The sequence below is a fragment of the Microbacterium sp. SORGH_AS_0421 genome (assembly GCF_030818635.1).
Taxonomy (GTDB): domain Bacteria; phylum Actinomycetota; class Actinomycetes; order Actinomycetales; family Microbacteriaceae; genus Microbacterium.
This window is the reverse complement of the sequence record NZ_JAUTAO010000001.1, coordinates 1,955,989-1,973,055: the sequence shown is the minus strand read 5'-3', so window position 1 is coordinate 1,973,055 and position 17,067 is coordinate 1,955,989. Positions and strand designations below refer to the sequence as shown.

Sequence of the window (17,067 nt, the reverse complement as noted above, 5' to 3'; positions counted from 1 at the left end):
TGAACCTTCACCGGCAGCCCCGGCGTGTCGCGGACGTCAGGCGCCCGGCATGGCCACGAAGACCTCGCCGCCGCCGTCCGATGCGAGAGGAGACTCGTCGGGGGTGATGAGCGCGGCCTCGCCGGGACGCACGGTGATGTTCTCTCCCGAGGCTCCGGTGAGCACGGTCTCCCCCGCCACGCCGAGCGCGATCGCGATGCCACGCAGCTCCAGGCTGCCCGCACCGCCCGCCTCGAGGTGACCGAGCGCGAAGTCGGCGATCCCCGGCGCAAAGATCTCGGCGTCCTCCCCCGACGCGGTCGGACGGAGCAACGGAGGCTCGGCCGGACGGAAGTCGACGAGACCGAGCAGTTCCTCGACATCGATGTGCTTGGGGGTCAGCCCCCCGCGCAGCACGTTGTCGCTCGCGGCCATGATCTCGACGCCGAGACCGGCGACGTAGGCGTGCAGCACGCCGGCCGGTACGAAGATCGCTTCGCCGCGTCGCAGCTCGACAAGATTCATCATCAGGGCGACCACGATGCCGGGGTCGGCGGGGTAGGCGGAGTGCAGCGACCGCGTCAGGGCCAGTTCGGCGGCGAACCCGGGCGCCTCGACAGAGGCCGCGGCATCCACGATCTCTTCGATCTCGGCTCGCTCGGCTCCCCCGAGCAGCCAGCCGATCGCCGAGCGCAGAGCGTCGTCACCCGCGAGGTGGGCGCGCAAGGCCCGCACCGCGGGAGCGTCGCCGAGGGCATCCACGAGCGAACGCGTGCGCTCCAGATCGCGCAGCCCCGCCAGGGCGGTGAAGGTGTCGCTGAGGGCGACGATCACCTCGGGCTTGTGGTTGTCGTCCTTGTAGTTGCGCTCGCCCGCGTCGCGCGGGACGCCGGCCTCCTCTTCGCGAGCGAAACCCCGGGCCGCCTGCTCTTTCGAGGGGTGCACCTGGATCGACAGCGGCGCGCCGGCCGCGAGCAGCTTGAGCAGGTAGGGCAGCTTCCCGGGTACGCCCCGCTCGGACGCGGCGGCGGGCAGCCACTCGTCGAGCGTGCGACCCGAGCCGTCGCGCACCTCGGCCGGTGAGCCCGGGTGGTCGCCGAACCACACCTCGGCCTCGGGCGCCCCGGTGGGGTCGCGGCCCTCGAGGTCGGCGATGAGGGTCGGGCTGCCCCAGGCGTAGTCGCGGGGGGTGTTCGAGATGGCGATCAGCACGGCGTCAGCATAATGCGCCCACCCGACGACGACGGATGCCGACCGCTACCCTGAACACACCATGGCAATGCACACGAGTCACCCGGTGTCGGCGCTGCCGTCGGCGCCCGCGCGCGAGACGACGGGGCATCTGCTGCTGCGGGCGTGGTGCGTGTTCCTCCTCGTCCTCGCCCTGGGCGGCGTGGGTCTCGTGAACGCCGTGGGCCCGGTCGCCACCGCCGTCGTCGTCGCGGCGACCGCCGTCGTGTCCGTCGTCGTCTGGGTCGTCGTGCGCCCGCCCCTCGCCGTCCGGCGTCTGCCGTGGATCGCGGCGGGCTACCTCGTCTGGTCGACGGCGTCGGTGCTGTGGAGCGCCTGGCCCGCGGCATCGGTGCTGACACTGCTTCTGTTGTGGGTCACGACTCTCCACGCGCTGTTCGTGGGGGCTGTGCTCACCTGGAGAGACGTCGTGCGCGCGATCGCGTCGGCGGCGAAGTGGGTCGTCGGGCTCTCGGCGCTGTTCGAGCTCGCGGTGTCGGTGATCGTGCGGGGTCCACTGCTGCCGGGGTTCGTCGTTGCGACCGAGCCCGTGGTCGCCCCCTGGTCTCGCGGCGCCCTGCTCACGGGCGGCCGGATCCAGGGCATCTTCGGCGACGCCGACCTGCTGGCCGCGGTGATGCTCGTCGCGGTCATCGTCTTTGGCGTGCGACTGGCCGTCGGTGCGCCGCGCCGCGCACTGCTGGTGGTGTGGATCGTCGTCGCCGGCTTCCTCTTCGTACGCGCGCAGTCGATCACGGGGGTCATCGCCGCGGCCTTCGTCGCGCTCGTGCTCGGCACGGTGCTGGTCATGCGCACCGCGCGCCGCCCCGGCGAGCGCACGCGCTGGTACCTCCTGTACGCGGCGATCGGCCTCGGCGGCGGCGCGACGCTGTGGTTCGGGCGCGACACGATCTTCGGCGTGCTGGGCCGCGGTGCCGACCTCATCGGCCGCGAGGGGATCTGGGCCGACGTGCTGGCCCGGGCGGATCGGCATCCGCTCATCGGGTGGGGTTTCTCCACGCCGTGGGTCACCTCGGAACCGCTCCTCGGCGGGTGGATCGTCGACCGCGGGCAGCCGGTCACCCAGGCGCACGGCATGTGGCTCGACACCTACCTGCAACTCGGCGCCGTGGGGGTGGCGCTGCTGGCGCTCGTGTACCTCGCGTACCTGTGGCGCTCGTGGTTCTTCGCGGTCGACCGGCCGCGCTGGGATCTGCGGGACGATCGTCCGCACTCCCCTCTCACCCTGTTGCCGACCCTCGTCGGCGCGCTGCTCGTCGTGCAGGGGCTCACCGACTCCGGCCCCCTGCTGCTCTGGGGCTGGATGTTCGTGATCCTCTTCGGCGCGAAGATCAAGCAGACCCCGCTCGTGGGCGTCGGCCCGAGCGAGCAGAGCATCTCGATCGAGCGCGGCGAGCTGCAACGACCGATGCCCTGAGCCGCGCGGCGGGGGCGTCGAACGCTCAGGGTGACGGGACCCGGGCCCGGTAGACTGCCCGCTGGCCGTCCGCGGCCGCGGCTCCTCGACCGAAAGATCTCTTCGTGACGTACACCCTGCAGAACGCCGTGCTGCCGCTCGACCGCGACCCCGACCTCCTCCCGTTGTACGTCGACCCCGAGACGTGGTCGACCATCGACGAAGAGCCGGTACGGGTCACCAACGTCGCCCAGCTCAGCAACATCCTCGACCGCCACCGCGCCCGCATCGTCGCGGGCCGTCGCGTCTCGTTCGGCACCTACTTCAACGCCTTCCCCGCCTCGTACTGGCAGCACTGGACGGGCGTCCGCCAGGTACGCCTGACCGTGCGCACCTCGGGGGATGCCACGGTGCTCGTGTACCGCTCGAACGGCGGCGGCACGAAGCAGCGCATCGAGACGCGCGAGGTGCGCGGCGACGCCGTCGCGACCTCGTTCGACCTCGTGCTCGATCAGTACAGCGACGGTGGCTGGATCTGGTTCGACGTCGCCGCCGACCGCGCGGACGTGATGTTCGAGGGTGCCGACTGGACCACCGAGCAAGAGCCCGTCCGCGCCGGCAAGGCGAGCATCGGCGTCACGACCTACAACAAGCCCGACTACTGCGTCGAGACGCTCAACGCCCTCGCCGACGCCCCCGACGTGCTCGACGTCGTCGACCGGGTGTTCATCATCGACCAGGGCACCGACCTGGTCGAAGCGCAAGACGGCTACCCGGCGGTCGCCGCCCGCCTCGGCGACACCCTCCAGGTGCTGCGCCAGCCCAACCTCGGCGGCTCCGGCGGCTTCGCCCGCGCCATGGTCGAGACCCTCGCCCGAGAAGGCAGCGATTTCGTGCAGCTGCTCGACGACGACGTGCGCATCGAGCCGGAGTCGATCCGCCGCTCGGTGGTGTTCGGTCGATACGCCTCGGTGCCGACGATCGTCGGCGCCCACATGTTCGACCTGCTCGACCGTCCCAAGCTCCACGCCTGGGCAGAGGTCGTCGACGACGCCCCCTTCATGTGGCGCGCCCTGTTCCAGGAGCGCCTCCCCCACGACTTCAGCGTCGCCAACCTGCGCCAGAGCCCCCTGCTGCACATGCGCCTCGACGCCGACTACAACGGCTGGTGGATGTGCCTCATCCCCACCAGCATCCTGCGTGAGATCGGCCTGTCGCTGCCCGCCTTCATCAAGTGGGACGACGCCGAGTTCTGCGTCCGGGCTCGGGATGCCGGCTATCCCACGGTCTCCATGCCCGGTGTCGCGCTCTGGCACGTCTCGTGGCTGGGCAAGGACGACTCGATCGACTGGCAGGCGTACTTCCACGCCCGCAATCGCATCGTCGCCGCGCTCCTGCACTCGCGCTCAGCGCAGGGCGGGACCCTCATCCGGCACAGTCGACGCGTCGACCTCAAGCACCTCATGATGATGCAGTACTACCCGGTCGAGTTGCGTCACCGCGCCCTGCGCGACGTGCTCTCCGGCCCTGACCACATGCGTGCGAATCTCGCCACGGCCATGCCCGACGCCCGCACGGTGGCGAAGAAGCACCCCGAGACCGTCGTGCACAAGGATTCCGGCGTGCCCCTGCGCTCGCGCCGCGGACGCCAGGTGTTCAAGCGCCTGAAGAAGCACGAGTTCGACAGCCCGACGGGTCTGGACCTGCGCACCTTCACCGCGCGCACGCTCGTGTCGCACTGGTTCCACACCCCCAAGCCCGAGAACGTCAGCCAGCCCGAGGTCGAGTTCGGCAAGGGCGATGCGCACTGGTGGCGCGTCCCGCTCTACGACAGTGCCCTCGTGAGCGCCGCAGACGGCTCCGGCAAGAACATCTACACGCGCGATCGCGCCCTGTTCCGTCGGATGCTCGTCGACAGTTGGAAGCTGCACCGCCGCCTCCAGCGCGAGTGGCCCCGCCTGTCCCGTCAGTACCGCAGCGCCCTGCCCGACCTCGTCTCCGAGGCCAATTGGCGCGCGACCTTCGAGGAGCGTCCGTGACCACGGCCCCGTTCGACCCGAAGACCGCGACCATCGTCGTCGTCACCTACAACCGCACGCACCTGCTGACGCGGCTCCTCGAGAGCATCGAACGCATGGACCCGGCGCCCGGTCACCTCGTCGTGATCGACAACGCCTCGACGGACGACACCACCGCGGTGGTCGAGTCGTTCCGCGATCGCCTGCCCACCGAGCTGGTCTACCGGCGGCTCGAGACCAACACCGGCGGCTCGGGCGGGTTCAGCGAGGGGATGCGCACGGCCTACGAGCTCGGATCCGAATGGATCTGGCTCATGGACGACGATGTCGAGGTGGTCACCGACGGGCTCGCTCGCATGGGGCACTGGACGCCCCGTTTTCGCAGCATCCAGGGCCGGCGCTACGACTACGACGGCAGCGAGTTCTACTGGCAGTACCGCGTGGCCGAGTCGATGGCGATCCCGATCCCCTTCGCCCCCGCCGCCTTCGACGACTCCGGGTTCAAGCCGATGAACTCGGGCTGCTTCGAGGGCATGTTCATCCACCGCGACATCGTGGCGAAGATCGGCTTGCCCGATCCGCGCTTCTTCATCTACTGGGACGACCAGTTGTACGGCTGGCTGGCCTCGCGCCAGACGCCCTCGGTGATCGTCAACGAGTTCGTGCTGCGTCGCACCCGCGAGATCAAGCAGTGGGACATGGGTATCCGGCACATGAACGCGTCGAGCGACGCGTACCGGTACTACATCATGCGCAATCGCGCCTACCTGCAGAAGTACTACCGCGCGCTCGGCGTCTACCGCACCCTGCCCTTCACGCTCGGGACGACGCTCACTTTCGTGAAGGAACTCATCCGCCTCGTCGTGGTCGAACGCAAGATCACCGGCACGAGCCACCTGTTCCGTGGGCTCCGCGACGGCCGACGCATCCTGCGTGACTCTTCGTGGAAGCCGATGCCGCCGCTGGAGCCCGCTCTCACGAACTGAGGCGCCACGCTGCCGGGCGCGGGGTATGCCCCGCGCCCGCGGCGTACGCCGGGAAGATGGCGGCGGCCTCGCTCGTTCCCGCTATGGAGCGGGGTTTAGGCGGCGAGTTCGTCTTCGAGGGGTTCGACGATGCGGGCGATCTTGGCGGCGCGGCTCTTCTTGGGGGCGTAGACCACGAGGGCGTGGAATACGAAGCGCACGATGAACGCGGCGATCAGGGTGAGCGCGGCGGCGAGGACGCTCTGGATGTGCGCTTGGCTGACGAGTACCCAGATGACGGGGATGCGCACGATGGCTTCGATGCCGTTGAACGTGAACGACTTGATGAAGCGGTGGCGCATGAGACCGGACTCGGCGCGCATGTCGGCGAACACGAGGTATTCCAGTGCGAGGAAGTTCGCCACGATCGTCACGAGGCTCGCGATGACGGCGGCGACGAGGTACTGCACGCCGACCATCTGCAGTGCCCACATGATGGCGAGGTTCGCGAGCGCGCCGATACCGCCGACCACCGCGAACGCGGACATGCGTCCGAAGCGGAGCATGGTGAGCTGGGTGAGGAACCGCATGCCCTGGCTGAAAGAGGCCTTCGACTCGCCCGCGAAGCGGGCAGCGAACGAGAACGGCACCTCGGCGACACGCATCTGTTTGCGGGCGAGGATCTCGAGCAGGATCTTGAACCCGCGCGGGTGCAGCGTCTCGATATCGAGCGATCGGCGATCGACGAGGAAGAACCCGGTCATCGGGTCGGAGCAGTTACTCAGCTTGCGGGGGAACATCGCCTTGGTCAACAGCGTCGACGCGCGCGACACGGTCGTGCGGACCGCGTTAGCGAGACCGTCGGAGGTGCCACCGGCGATGTAGCGGGAGGCGACCACGACATCGACGTCGCCGACCTCGGCGCGGGCGAGGAGTTCGGCGACGACCTCCGGCGGGTGCTGCAAGTCACCGTCCATCACGACGCAGCGATCGGATGCCGCCGCGCGAATGCCTTCGACCACGGCACCACCCAGACCGCCCTTCGGGTCGTCACGGTGGATGAGCCGCACCGGGATCTCGGATGCCGCAGCGACCGCGCGGATGATGTCAGGGGTGTCGTCGGTGGAGTCGTCGACGAAGATGACCTCCACGGCGCGATCCTGCAGCGCGTGCGTCGTTCGTCGGACGAGCTCTGCGACGTTCGGACCCTCGTTGAAGGTCGGAACAATGACGGAAAGGTCCATTGAGTACTCGCGATCTGGAGGCGTTTTCCGTTTCATCGTAGGGGACGGCAGCTGAGAGAACCGTGCCCGCTCAGCACGCGCCGCGGAAAGCAGTCTCAACCGCTCGTTCGACGGGGCACGCGACGGAACCTCGAAACACGCTCACCCCAGGGCTGGTTCGAGCTGCTCCGCAAGGGACGGCCCGAGCGTTCGCGCGTACAGACCCGTGAGGTGGTTGTCGTCGCGGAACACCGCGACGTTGCCGATCACTCCGACGCACAGGTCGTCGGGGCAGATCCATGGCGTCAGATCCACCAGATGCATACCCGGCGCGTCGAGCTCGACCGCGGGGTTGCTGTCCGCGAGGGAGTCAGAGCGCGGCACCGCGCAGGTGACCGGGTCCTCGGACTCGATGACACAGCTGTACATGTCGAAGGCGAACCGCGGGTTATCGCGCACCCCGACGACGGGGATGCCGGCTTCGCCCATGCGATCGAGGAATCGCTCGATGCCTGGACGCAGTCTCTCGTCATCCTCCCCTGCCTCGGAGCGGGTGATCACGGTCAGGACCGTGTCGGGGGCGACGCGTTCGACCAGGCCGATGGCCGCCTCACGCCAGTCGTCGCACTGGTCATCCATGCCGGGCTCGTCCAATCCCATCGAGCAGCCGCCCTTGATGAGCGCCACGACGCCCCAGCCGTTCTCCTTCGCGACCGGAAGCAGGGCACCGGTGATCTGCTGAGCGTGCGAATCGCCGATCACCGCGATCGTTCGCTCCGCCCGCGCCACGCGGGGCGTCTCGAAGCACGTGCCGACGAGGATGTCCGCATCCGGCGTCCACTCCCGCTCGCACGCCGCGTCGAGGTGGACCCATTCGTCTTCGATCATGGTCGGCAGCGGCAAGAGCTGTGCGTCCGGGTGCGGCACGGCGAGAGCCGGGTCGCGCAGCACCGCGGCTCCGGGATTGAGCAGGGCCGCTCGAGCATCGCTAGCCCGCTGCTCGGCCCAGGTCGACACCTGCCACGCCCCCAACGGCATCGTCACGAGTGTGGCAGAGCCCGCGAGCACCGCGACGGGGATGAGGTGCGACGCCTCGCCGCGCCGCCAGGCGCGGACGGGACGGTCGACGGCCCAGGTCAGCCCGCGCGCGAGAACGAGGGACACCGCGATGACCCCGGCCCCGCCCACCGCACCCGCGTCGGTCCGGCCGCTCACGACGAGGAACGTGACGAGGACAGGCCAGTGCACGAGGTAGAGCGCATAAGCATCCCTGCCGATGGCCCGGAGCGGGCGGGATGCGAGCAGACGCGCGGGTCCGGCGCCGGCGACGTCGCCCGATCCCGACACGATGATCGCCGCCGCGCACAGAACGGGCCACAGGGCGAGGAAGCCCGGGAATCCCCCCTGCACATCGAGCACGGCGCCGAGCACGAGCAAACCCACGAGCCCAGCCCAGCCCGCGACCGCACGCGCGACCACACCGAGCCGGACGTACGGGAGCCCGACGACCAGCAGGGAACCGGCGGCGAACTCCCACAGCCGCGCGCCGGTGTCGAAGTATGCCAGCTGCTGCTCGGTGGCGGTGCGCACGACGGAGTACGCCAACGAGGCCGCGAAGACCGCGCCGAAGAGCACCGCGACGACCCGATCGGGCGAGAACCCGCACCGCCGCACGATGACCTGACACAGCGCCAGCAGCGCGATCCACAGGACGAACGCCTGCCCCTGGACCGACATCGACCAGAAGTGCTGCAAGGGGCTGGGAACACCGGTGCGGGCGTAATAGTCGACGGCATCCCTCGCCAGGACCACGTTCTGCACGTAAGCCAACGATGCCCACGTCTGCTCCCACACCGATCGCCACGCCGTCGACGGATACAACATCCGCACCAGGATCAGGATGCCGACCAGGGTCACGGCCGCGGCCGGCAGCAGTCGACGGAACATCCCCAGCAGGTGCGCGACGGGTCGTACGGGGGTGGGCCCCGTCATCCGTCGGACGAAAACGCGCGTGAGAAAGAACGCGGACAGCATCAGGAAGACATCGACGCCACCGGAGACCCGGCCGAACCACACGTGGTATGTCACGACCAGCAGGATGGCGATCGCGCGCAGCCCGTCGATGTCCGGCCGGTACGCCCATCGCGCGCGCTCGCTCCCGTCCGGGCGCGCCGAGAGCGAGGGCGACCCGAGGGTCAGAGTCACAGCGGGGTCACGCGAGCTGGTTGTTCCACATCGACAGTGCGGAGCCGATGGCCATGTGCATGTCGAGGTACTGGTACGTGCCGAGACGACCGCCGAAGTACACGTCGGCTTCGCCCTTAGCGAGCTCACGGTACGCGAGGAGACCCGAGCGGTCGTCGGCGGTGTTGACCGGGTAGTACGGCTCGTCGGCGCGCGTGGCGAAACGCGAGTACTCCCGCACCACGACCGTCTTGTCGGTCGGGTAGCGGTCGGCGCGCTCGGGGTGGAAGTGCTTGAACTCGTGGATGCGCGTGTACGGCACGTCCGCATCGGCGTAGTTCATCACGCTGGTGCCCTGGAAGTCGCCGATCGGCAGCACCTCCTGCTCGAAGTCGAGCGTGCGCCACGACAGCTCGCCCTCGGCGTAGTCGAAGTAGCGGTCCACGGGCCCGGTGTAGACCACGGGCACCTGGCCGACGGTCGCCTTCTTGTTCAGCGGCTGCGACTCGTCGAAGTAGTCCGTCGAGAGCTTCACCTCGATGTTCGGGTGATCGGCCATGCGCTCCAGCCACGCGGTGTAGCCGTCGACGGGCAGACCCTCCCACGTGTCGTTGAAGTACCGGTTGTCGTACGTGTACCGCACGGGCAGACGCGAGATCACCTCGGCCGGCAGGTCCTTCGGATCGGTCTGCCACTGCTTCGCGGTGTAGTCACGGATGAAGGCCTCGTACAGCGGGCGACCGATGAGCCCGATCCCGCGCTCCTCGAGGTTCGTGGCATCCTTCGGGTCGAACTCCCCCGCGAGCTCGTGCACGAGAGCACGCGCCTGATCCGGCGTATAGGCGGCCTGGAAGAACTGGTTGATCGTGCCGAGGTTGATCGGCAGCGGGAAGACGACGTTCTTATGCGTCGTGTACACGCGGTGCACGTAGCTGGTGAAGTTGGTGAAGCGGTTGACGTACTCCCACACCGTGGGGTTCGACGTGTGGAAGAGGTGGGCGCCGTAGCGGTGCACCTCGATGCCCGTCTCGGGCTCGTCCTCCGAGTACGCATTGCCGCCGATGTGGTGACGACGGTCGATGACGGTCACCTTGCGACCCGCGGCGGCCGCGCGCTCCGCGATGGTGAGACCGAAGAAGCCCGAGCCGACGATGAGGAGATCCATGAAGTGAAGCGTCTTTCGTGTCGACGGATGCACGAGGGTCTGGCTCGTGCCGTCCCAGTCTAAGCGGGCACCCCGCCGCCGCCTTCAGGGGCGGGTCAGCAAGCGTCGGTTAGCATGACTGACTGTCGTCGAGCGAGAAATGGGAGTGCATGAGCGATTCCTGGTCGGTGATCGTGGTGCCGTTGATCGTCTCGATCCTCGCTCTCAGCGTCCCCGGATTCCTCGTTCTCGCGGCCGGATGGGGCGTCCGCCGACTGCCGATCCTGGCCCTCTCCCCCGTCGTCTCGATCGCGATCCTCGCCGTCTCGGCGACGGTCGCGCCGATCGTCGGACTCCGCTGGTCACCGATCCCCGTCGTGATCCTCGCCCTCGTTGCCGCGGTCGCGGCTTTCGCCCTGCGCAAGTGGGTCGGGGCGGAGCCCGACCAGCCGACGCCGCCGCGGACCTTCCTCTGGGGCGGGCTCTCTCTCGGGCTCGCCGCGATCGTGATCGCCCTGCAGCTGGCGTGGGTCTTCGGGGGGCCGTCGCACATCTCGCAGACGTTCGACGCGATCGTCCACCTCAACACCGTCGCTTTCGCCGTCGACAGCGGCAACGCCTCGGCCTTCCACATCGGACTGACCTCCGACATCGGCTTCTACCCGAACGGGTGGCACACCGTCTCGGCCCTCGCGGCCGAAGTGACGGGCGCAGCGATCCCGGTCGCCGTGAACGCCGCGAACATCGCCCTGGCCGCGGTCGCGTGGCCGCTCTCCGTCGTGGCGCTCACGACCGCGCTGCTGTCGGATCGCGCAGCCGTGGTGGTCAGCTCCGCCGCACTGTCGACCGGGTTCGGCGCCTTCCCGTTGCTGCTGATGTTCTTCGGCGTGCTCTACCCCAACGCCATGGGGTACGCGGTGCTCCCGGGCGGTGTCGCGATCATCGTGCTCCTTCTCCGCTCTAGCGGCATCGCGGACGGCGTGCGCACCGCCGTCCTCCTCCTCGTCGCCTCCGCCGGCGTGGGGCTGGCCCATCCCAACGCCTTCCTCGGGATGGTGGCGATCGGGGCGGCGATCGCGGTGGTCGAACTCCTCACCCGGGCGGTGCGGCATCCCTCCCGTCGTCGGTGGATCTCGACCGCGGCGACCCTGCTCGCGATCCTGCTGGTTCTGGCCGTGCTCTGGCGCGTCATGCGCACGAACGCCGAGATGTCGGTCTGGGCACCATGGCAAGGCACGGCACAGGCGCTCGGCGAGGCGTTGTTGCTCTCTCCGCACGGCTACACGATCACCCTCACGATCTCGGTCCTGGTCGCCGTCGGCCTCCTCTCCGTCATCCGCCGCCCCCGCCTGCTCGTGGTCGCCGCCCCGATGGCCGTCGGCGTCGTGCTGTTCGTCGTCGTCTCCGGCACCGCGGCCGGCAACGCGCTGCGCGATTTCCTGACCAACCCCTGGTACAACGACTCCTACCGGCTCGCGGCGCTCCTCCCCGCCGTCGGCATCCCCGTCGCCGTGCTCGGCGCGGTCACGATCGTCGACGCGATCGCGCGCTTCCTCAACCGCGCCCGTGCCGCACGGGCGCTGCGCATCGCGTTCGCCGCCGTCGGCGTCCTCGCGATCTTCTCGGTCGGAGTCAGCCCCAACATCCTGCGCACCGCCGCGGATGCGCGCGGCGCCTACGCCCTCAACACCACCTCGCCCCTCTTGACGTCCGACGAGGAGGAGCTGCTCGAGCGACTGCCCGAGACGACTCCGGCCGACGCGCTGATCGCCGGCAGCCCCTGGACGGGTGCGTCCCTCGCCTACGCCATCGGTGATCGCCAGGTACTCCGCAAGCACGCCTTCGGAAACATCGGCCCCGACGAGGCCTACCTCGGCAACCGCTTGAAGATGATCGATACCGATCCCCTCGTATGCCAGGCGGTTGATCGTCTCGGCGTCGATTACGTCCTCGATTTCGGGGCGCAGAACGTCTGGAACAACCCCGGCGTGGGCCTGGATCGGCAGGGCCTGTACAATCTGACGCCCTCCGCGCACCTCGTGCTGGTCGATTCGCAGGGCCCGAGCGCCCGTCTGTTCCGCATCGAGGGATGCTGACATGCCGCGCGCCACGACGGTCGCCGTCGCCTACGACTGCCTGTTCCCGTACTCGACCGGGGGCGGCGAGCGCCAGTACCGCGCCTTCGCCGACGAGCTGGGCCGCGCGGGCCTCGATGTCGATTACCTCACCGCCGTGCAGTGGGACGGACCGACCCCGGCGGAGGATCGCTTCCGGATCGTCCCGGTGACCGGTCGCCTCTCGCTGTACTCGCCGGACGGGGTCCGTCGCATCCCGGCGGCCCTCCGGTACGCGGCGGGACTGCTCGGCGCGCTCGTTCGTCGCCGGAAACAGTACGCGGCGGTCATCGTCAGCGGCCTCCCGATCTTCAACGTCTTCGCCGCGCGGCTCGCGCTGCTGGGCTCGGGGACGCGGATCGTCGTGGACTACCTCGAGGTCTGGCACCGGCGCCAGTGGGTCGAGTACTCGGGTCTCGTCACCGGCACGATCGCCTGGGTCCTGCAGCGGGCGGCGATCGCCCTCACCCCGCTCGCCACGTGCCACTCGCAGCTGTCCGCCACACGACTGCGCCGGGAAGGCCTGCGACGACCACCGCTGGTCAGCCCCGGTCTCATCGACGGCGCCGCCGACGTCTCGTCCCCCTCCCCCGCCGCGACCCCGCCCTACGTCCTGTACGTCGGCCGTCACATCCCCGACAAGCGCGTCGAGGTGCTCCCGGCGGCCGTGGCCGTCGCACGCGAGAGCATTCCCGACCTCCGTCTCGTCGTTCTCGGCACCGGACCGAGCTCCGACGCGGTCCGCGCCGAGGTACGCCGCGTCGGGGGCGAGAACTGGACCGACTTCCCCGGCTTCGTCTCGGATGCCGAGCTCGACACGCTCCTGCATGGAGCGCTGGCCCTGGCCAACCCGTCGCGCCGCGAGGGATACGGCCTCGTCGTCGTGGAGGCCAATGCGCACGGCACGCCCGTCGTTCTCGTCGCCGATGAGGGGAACGCCGCCACCGAACTGATCGACGCCGGCGTCAACGGCGTCGTCTCGCCCAGCACCCGCCCGACCGACCTCGCCCGCGCGTTCCGCGACATCGCCGACGGCGGTGAGACCCTGCGCCGTTCCGCCCGCGCCTGGTACGACGCGGCCCTGACTACTCGCACCATCCGCCGAACCGTGGAAGGGATCGCTGCTGCTCTGCAGCTGCCGGTCCCCAGCCCGGTGAAGACGAAAGAAGACTCGCCGTGACCACTCCCGCTCCGACCGACGTCGAGCTGACCATCCTCATGCCGTGCCTCAACGAGGCCGAGACACTCGAGGTCTGCATCCGCAAGGCGCAAGGCTTCCTCCAGCGCAGCGGCATCAGCGGCGAGGTCCTCATCTCCGACAACGGCAGCACCGACGGGTCGCAGGCGATCGCCGAGCGCCTGGGCGCTCGCGTCTCGCACGCACCGCGCCGCGGATATGGCGCCGCACTCATCAACGGCATCGACACTGCGCGCGGTCGCTACGTGATCATGGCGGATGCCGACGACAGCTACGACTTCGAGAACCTCGAGCCCTTCGTCGAGCGCCTGCGCGCCGGCGCAGATCTCGTCATGGGCAACCGCTTCCGCGGCGGGATCGCCCCGGGTGCCATGCCGCCGCTGCACAAGTACCTGGGCAACCCGGTCCTCTCGTTCATCGGGGAGCTGTTCTTCCGTCCCGGCATCCGGGACTTCCACTGCGGCCTCCGCGGCTTCAACCGCGCCCGTATCCGCGCCCTCGACCTGCAGACGACGGGTATGGAGTTCGCCTCCGAGATGGTCGTGCGAGCATCGCTGGCGCGCTACCGCATCGAGGAGGTGCCGACCACCCTGAAGAAGGACGGCCGCTCCCGCCCGCCGCACCTGCGCAGCTGGCACGACGGCTGGCGCCACCTGCGGTTCCTGCTGCTGTTCGCCCCCCGCTGGCTCTTCGTGTACCCGGGGCTCGTGGCGTTCTTCCTCGGCGCGGTCGCGGTCGGCGTCCTCGCTTTCGGCGGCATCACCATCGCCGGGGTCGGATTCGACGTCACGACGATGGTCTACGCCAGCGCGCTGTGCGTCATCGGGTTCCAATCGCTGCTGTTCTTCTGGCTCACGAAGCTTTATGCGACCCAAGAGGGCTTCCTGCCCACGAGCGAGAGGTACCGGCGCATCGTGGCGAAGTGGTCGGCCGAGCGCGGGCTGCTGATCGGTGTGGGACTGTTCGTCCTCGGCATCGTCATCGGCATCGTGCAAGTCGCGCTGTGGGGCAACCTCGACTTCGGCCAGCAGAACGCCGCCCAGGCCGTGCGCATCGCGGTGCCGAGCGCGCTGCTGATCATCCTGGGCTTCCAGACCGCGATGATGAGCTTCTTCTCCGGCGTGCTCACCACGCCGCGGCGTGAGCAGCGCCCCGAAGCCGTCATCGAGAGCTAGGACGCGTCATCGCCGCCTCCGCGCCCGACGGCCGGGCCACGCGTCGGCGGTTGCTGGGCTTCACCGTCCTGCCCGCCCTCGCCGCCGTCTCGCCCCTCGTCGTCCTTCCCTTCCTCGCTCGCACCACCGGGCCGGAGGGATGGGCGAGTGCTCTGGCCGGTGAGGCGGTGGGCACCTTCGCGGCGATCGCGCTGGCTTTCGGGTGGACGACCGTCGGCCCGGCGATGGTCTCCGTGGCATCCGATGTCCGACGCGGCGAGCTGTATCGCGAGGCGCTCACCGTCCGGTCTCTGACCGCCCTCATCGCGCTTCCGATCATGGCGGTGGTCTGCGCTCTCGTCGCCTCCGACGGACACGCGCTGCTCGCCGTCCTGATGGGTCTGCAGGGCGCGCTCATCGCGATGTCGTACACGTGGTTCGCGGTGGGTCTCGGCGACCCGTGGTCGATCGCCCTGTACGACGCGGTTCCCCGCGTGGTCGCGGCCATCCTCGTGGCCGGTGCCATCGGTTTCCTCGGCGCCCCGGTCGAGCTGTACCCCCTCTCCGGCATCGCGGTCACGGTGATCGGCACGGCGCTGTACACCGTGCGGATCCTGCGGCGCTTCCCGGCGGCCTGGCCGTCACGTCGCGGCATCCCGGCCCTGTTCCGCCTCACGGGGCACGTCGCCGTGAACGAGGGCGCTCTCGGCCTGTACTCGTCGGTGCCCGTCCCCCTCGTCACAGCCGTCACCCCGGAGGACGCCGCGGGCTACGCCTCGGGCGACAAGATGGTCAAGCTCGGCCAGTTCCTCCCCATCACCCTCGCCAATGCCCTGCAGTACTGGACCGCGGAGGTCACCGGAGAGGCGCGCGCGCATCGCCTGCGCCGCGCACTCGGACTCCACATCGGGATGGGGCTGCTCGGCTGGGTCGCCCTGGGGTCGCTGGGGTCGTTCGTCAGCCTGCTGCTCTTCGGCGAACAGGCCGCCGCCCCCCTCGGCATCGTCATCGTGCTCGGCTTCTCGTTCGCCTGCTACTCGACCCGCACGTCGATGATCCGCCACTTCCTCTTCCCCGCGAACGCCACGTCCACCGTCATGGTCGCGACGCTCGTCGCCAGCGCCGTCGGTCTCCCCGTGATGATCGCCCTGACCTTCGTCGTCGGTCCACTCGGTACCGCCATCGGGTACGCGCTGACCGAGGCGATCTCCACCGCGTGGATGATCCGTCGCACGCGGCGCTCCTACGTGGAGCTCGTCGCCGCCCCGGCGGCCCACGCCGCCACCCCGGGCGTCGACGACCCCGACGATAGGATCGTTCCGTGACCCGCGTGCTCGTCGATCTGCTGTTCTTCACCGGCAAGCAGGGCGGCACCGAGACCGTGGCGCGCCAGATCTACTCGCGTCTCGCGAATCGTCCCGGCTGGGAATTCGTCGGCTACGCCAGCAGCGAGCTGGCGGCCGCCGGCGCCGACTGGTTCCCGGGCCGGCTCATCGATTCGGGGCTGCAGTGCGACAAGCGCCCGCAATGGGCCTGGGGCGAGCTCTTCGGCGTGTCCCGCGCGGCTCGATCGGTGGATGCCGACCTCATCCATGCGCCCGCAAACTTCGGGCCGCGGCGTCCCTCCGCACCGATGGTGCTGACGCTCCACGACGTCTTGGCCTTCAAGCGCCCGGAGTTCCTCCCCAGCAAGCTCGGCGTCATCCCCACCAAGCTCCTCATCGGCGGCGCCGCGCGCGCGGCATCCCACATCGTCACAGTGTCAGAAGCCGCCCGCGCCGACATCCTCGAGGTGACCGGACGCTCTGCCGCCGACGTCACCGTCGTGCACCCCGGTGGGTCGGGTGTTCGCGACGACGTGAGCACGCAGCCCCGGTCGGGCCTGTTCAGCCTCGGCAACCGGATGCCGCACAAGAACTTCCCGCGCCTGCTCGAGGCGCTCGCACTCATCCCCGAGGCGTCGCGGCCCGTCCTGACCATCTCCGGCAGCCACGGCGACGATCCGCTCCGAGCGGTGGCCGCCGACCTCGGCATCGAGAAGTGGGTCGACCTGCGCGGGTGGCTGACAAACGACGAGGTCGAGAACCTCTACCGCTCGTCGGCGGCCGTCGTCTTCCCCACGCTGTTCGAGGGCTTCGGCCTGCCGGTGCTCGAAGGCATGGAGCGCGGCTGCCCCGTCATCTGCTCCGACATCCCCGTCCTGCGCGAGGTCGGCGCGGACGCGGTCCGCTACTTCGATCCCACCGACCCGGCGGCGATCGCCGCGCAGATCGAACGGACCCTCGCCGACCCGGCCGCCCTCGAAGAGATGAGCGCGGACGGGCTCGAGCGTGCTCAGAAGTTCACGTGGGATGCCGCGGCGGAGGGTCTGCTCGAAGTGTTCGAGCGGACCGCGCGCTGACCGGAGGGCCGCAACGCAGAAAACTCCAGGCCTGCCATGG

At 69.5% G+C, this 17,067-nt stretch carries 12 protein-coding genes; 8 read left to right on the top strand and 4 right to left on the bottom strand.

The window, feature by feature from the left end; all coding sequences use genetic code 11:
* Positions 1–36: 36 nt before the first annotated feature.
* The gene (gene manA, locus QE416_RS09345; protein WP_307315561.1) at positions 37–1,191 is read right to left on the bottom strand and encodes a mannose-6-phosphate isomerase, class I; all 1,155 of its coding nucleotides are present in this window, start codon (positions 1,189–1,191) and stop codon (positions 37–39) included.
* Between the two features lie 61 nt (positions 1,192–1,252).
* On the opposite strand from manA, the gene QE416_RS09340 reads away from it, so the two are divergent.
* The 3 genes from QE416_RS09340 (at position 1,253) to QE416_RS09330 (ending at position 5,630) form a co-directional block, all read left to right on the top strand.
* The gene (locus QE416_RS09340) at positions 1,253–2,647 is read left to right on the top strand and encodes an O-antigen ligase (RefSeq protein ID WP_307315560.1); all 1,395 of its coding nucleotides are present in this window, start codon (positions 1,253–1,255) and stop codon (positions 2,645–2,647) included.
* Between the two features lie 104 nt (positions 2,648–2,751).
* Positions 2,752–4,665: a glycosyltransferase gene (locus QE416_RS09335; RefSeq protein ID WP_307315558.1), complete on the top strand. Its 1,914-nt coding sequence runs from the start codon at positions 2,752–2,754 to the stop codon at positions 4,663–4,665.
* A complete protein-coding gene (locus tag QE416_RS09330) occupies positions 4,662–5,630 on the top strand; it encodes a glycosyltransferase family 2 protein (RefSeq protein WP_307315555.1) in 969 nt (322 codons plus the stop codon). The genes QE416_RS09335 and QE416_RS09330 overlap by 4 nt, the downstream gene beginning before the upstream one ends.
* 95 nt (positions 5,631–5,725) lie before the next feature.
* Here the strand turns inward: QE416_RS09330 and QE416_RS09325 are convergent, their stop codons facing one another.
* From QE416_RS09325 to glf, 3 genes are all read right to left on the bottom strand, one after another.
* Positions 5,726–6,853 carry a glycosyltransferase family 2 protein gene (locus QE416_RS09325; protein ID WP_307315552.1) on the bottom strand — a complete coding sequence of 376 codons (1,128 nt, stop codon included), beginning with the start codon at positions 6,851–6,853 and terminating at the stop codon, positions 5,726–5,728.
* Positions 6,854–6,994: 141 nt separating this feature from the next.
* Positions 6,995–9,037, bottom strand: a complete 2,043-nt coding sequence (locus QE416_RS09320) for an acyltransferase family protein (protein WP_307315550.1) — start codon at positions 9,035–9,037, stop codon at positions 6,995–6,997.
* Positions 9,038–9,044: 7 nt separating this feature from the next.
* Positions 9,045–10,181: a UDP-galactopyranose mutase gene (gene glf, locus QE416_RS09315; RefSeq protein WP_307315548.1), complete on the bottom strand. Its 1,137-nt coding sequence runs from the start codon at positions 10,179–10,181 to the stop codon at positions 9,045–9,047.
* A gap of 149 nt (positions 10,182–10,330) precedes the next feature.
* On the opposite strand from glf, the gene QE416_RS09310 reads away from it, so the two are divergent.
* The 5 genes from QE416_RS09310 to QE416_RS09290 are packed head-to-tail and all read left to right on the top strand — an operon-like array spanning position 10,331 to position 17,027.
* Entirely contained in the window at positions 10,331–12,256 is a 1,926-nt protein-coding gene (locus QE416_RS09310; RefSeq protein WP_307315547.1) for a DUF6541 family protein, read from the top strand.
* Position 12,257: 1 nt separating this feature from the next.
* Complete coding sequence (locus QE416_RS09305; protein ID WP_307315545.1) at positions 12,258–13,454, top strand: glycosyltransferase family 4 protein; 1,197 nt, start codon at positions 12,258–12,260, stop codon at positions 13,452–13,454.
* On the top strand, positions 13,451–14,647 hold the full coding sequence (locus QE416_RS09300; protein WP_307315542.1) for a glycosyltransferase family 2 protein: 1,197 nt from the start codon (positions 13,451–13,453) through the stop codon (positions 14,645–14,647). Before QE416_RS09305 ends, QE416_RS09300 begins: the two co-directional genes overlap by 4 nt.
* Before the next feature lie 50 nt (positions 14,648–14,697).
* A complete protein-coding gene (locus tag QE416_RS09295) occupies positions 14,698–15,951 on the top strand; it encodes a lipopolysaccharide biosynthesis protein (RefSeq protein WP_307315540.1) in 1,254 nt (417 codons plus the stop codon).
* Positions 15,948–17,027 carry a glycosyltransferase family 1 protein gene (locus QE416_RS09290; protein ID WP_307315538.1) on the top strand — a complete coding sequence of 360 codons (1,080 nt, stop codon included), beginning with the start codon at positions 15,948–15,950 and terminating at the stop codon, positions 17,025–17,027. The genes QE416_RS09295 and QE416_RS09290 overlap by 4 nt, the downstream gene beginning before the upstream one ends.
* Positions 17,028–17,067: the final 40 nt, after the last annotated feature.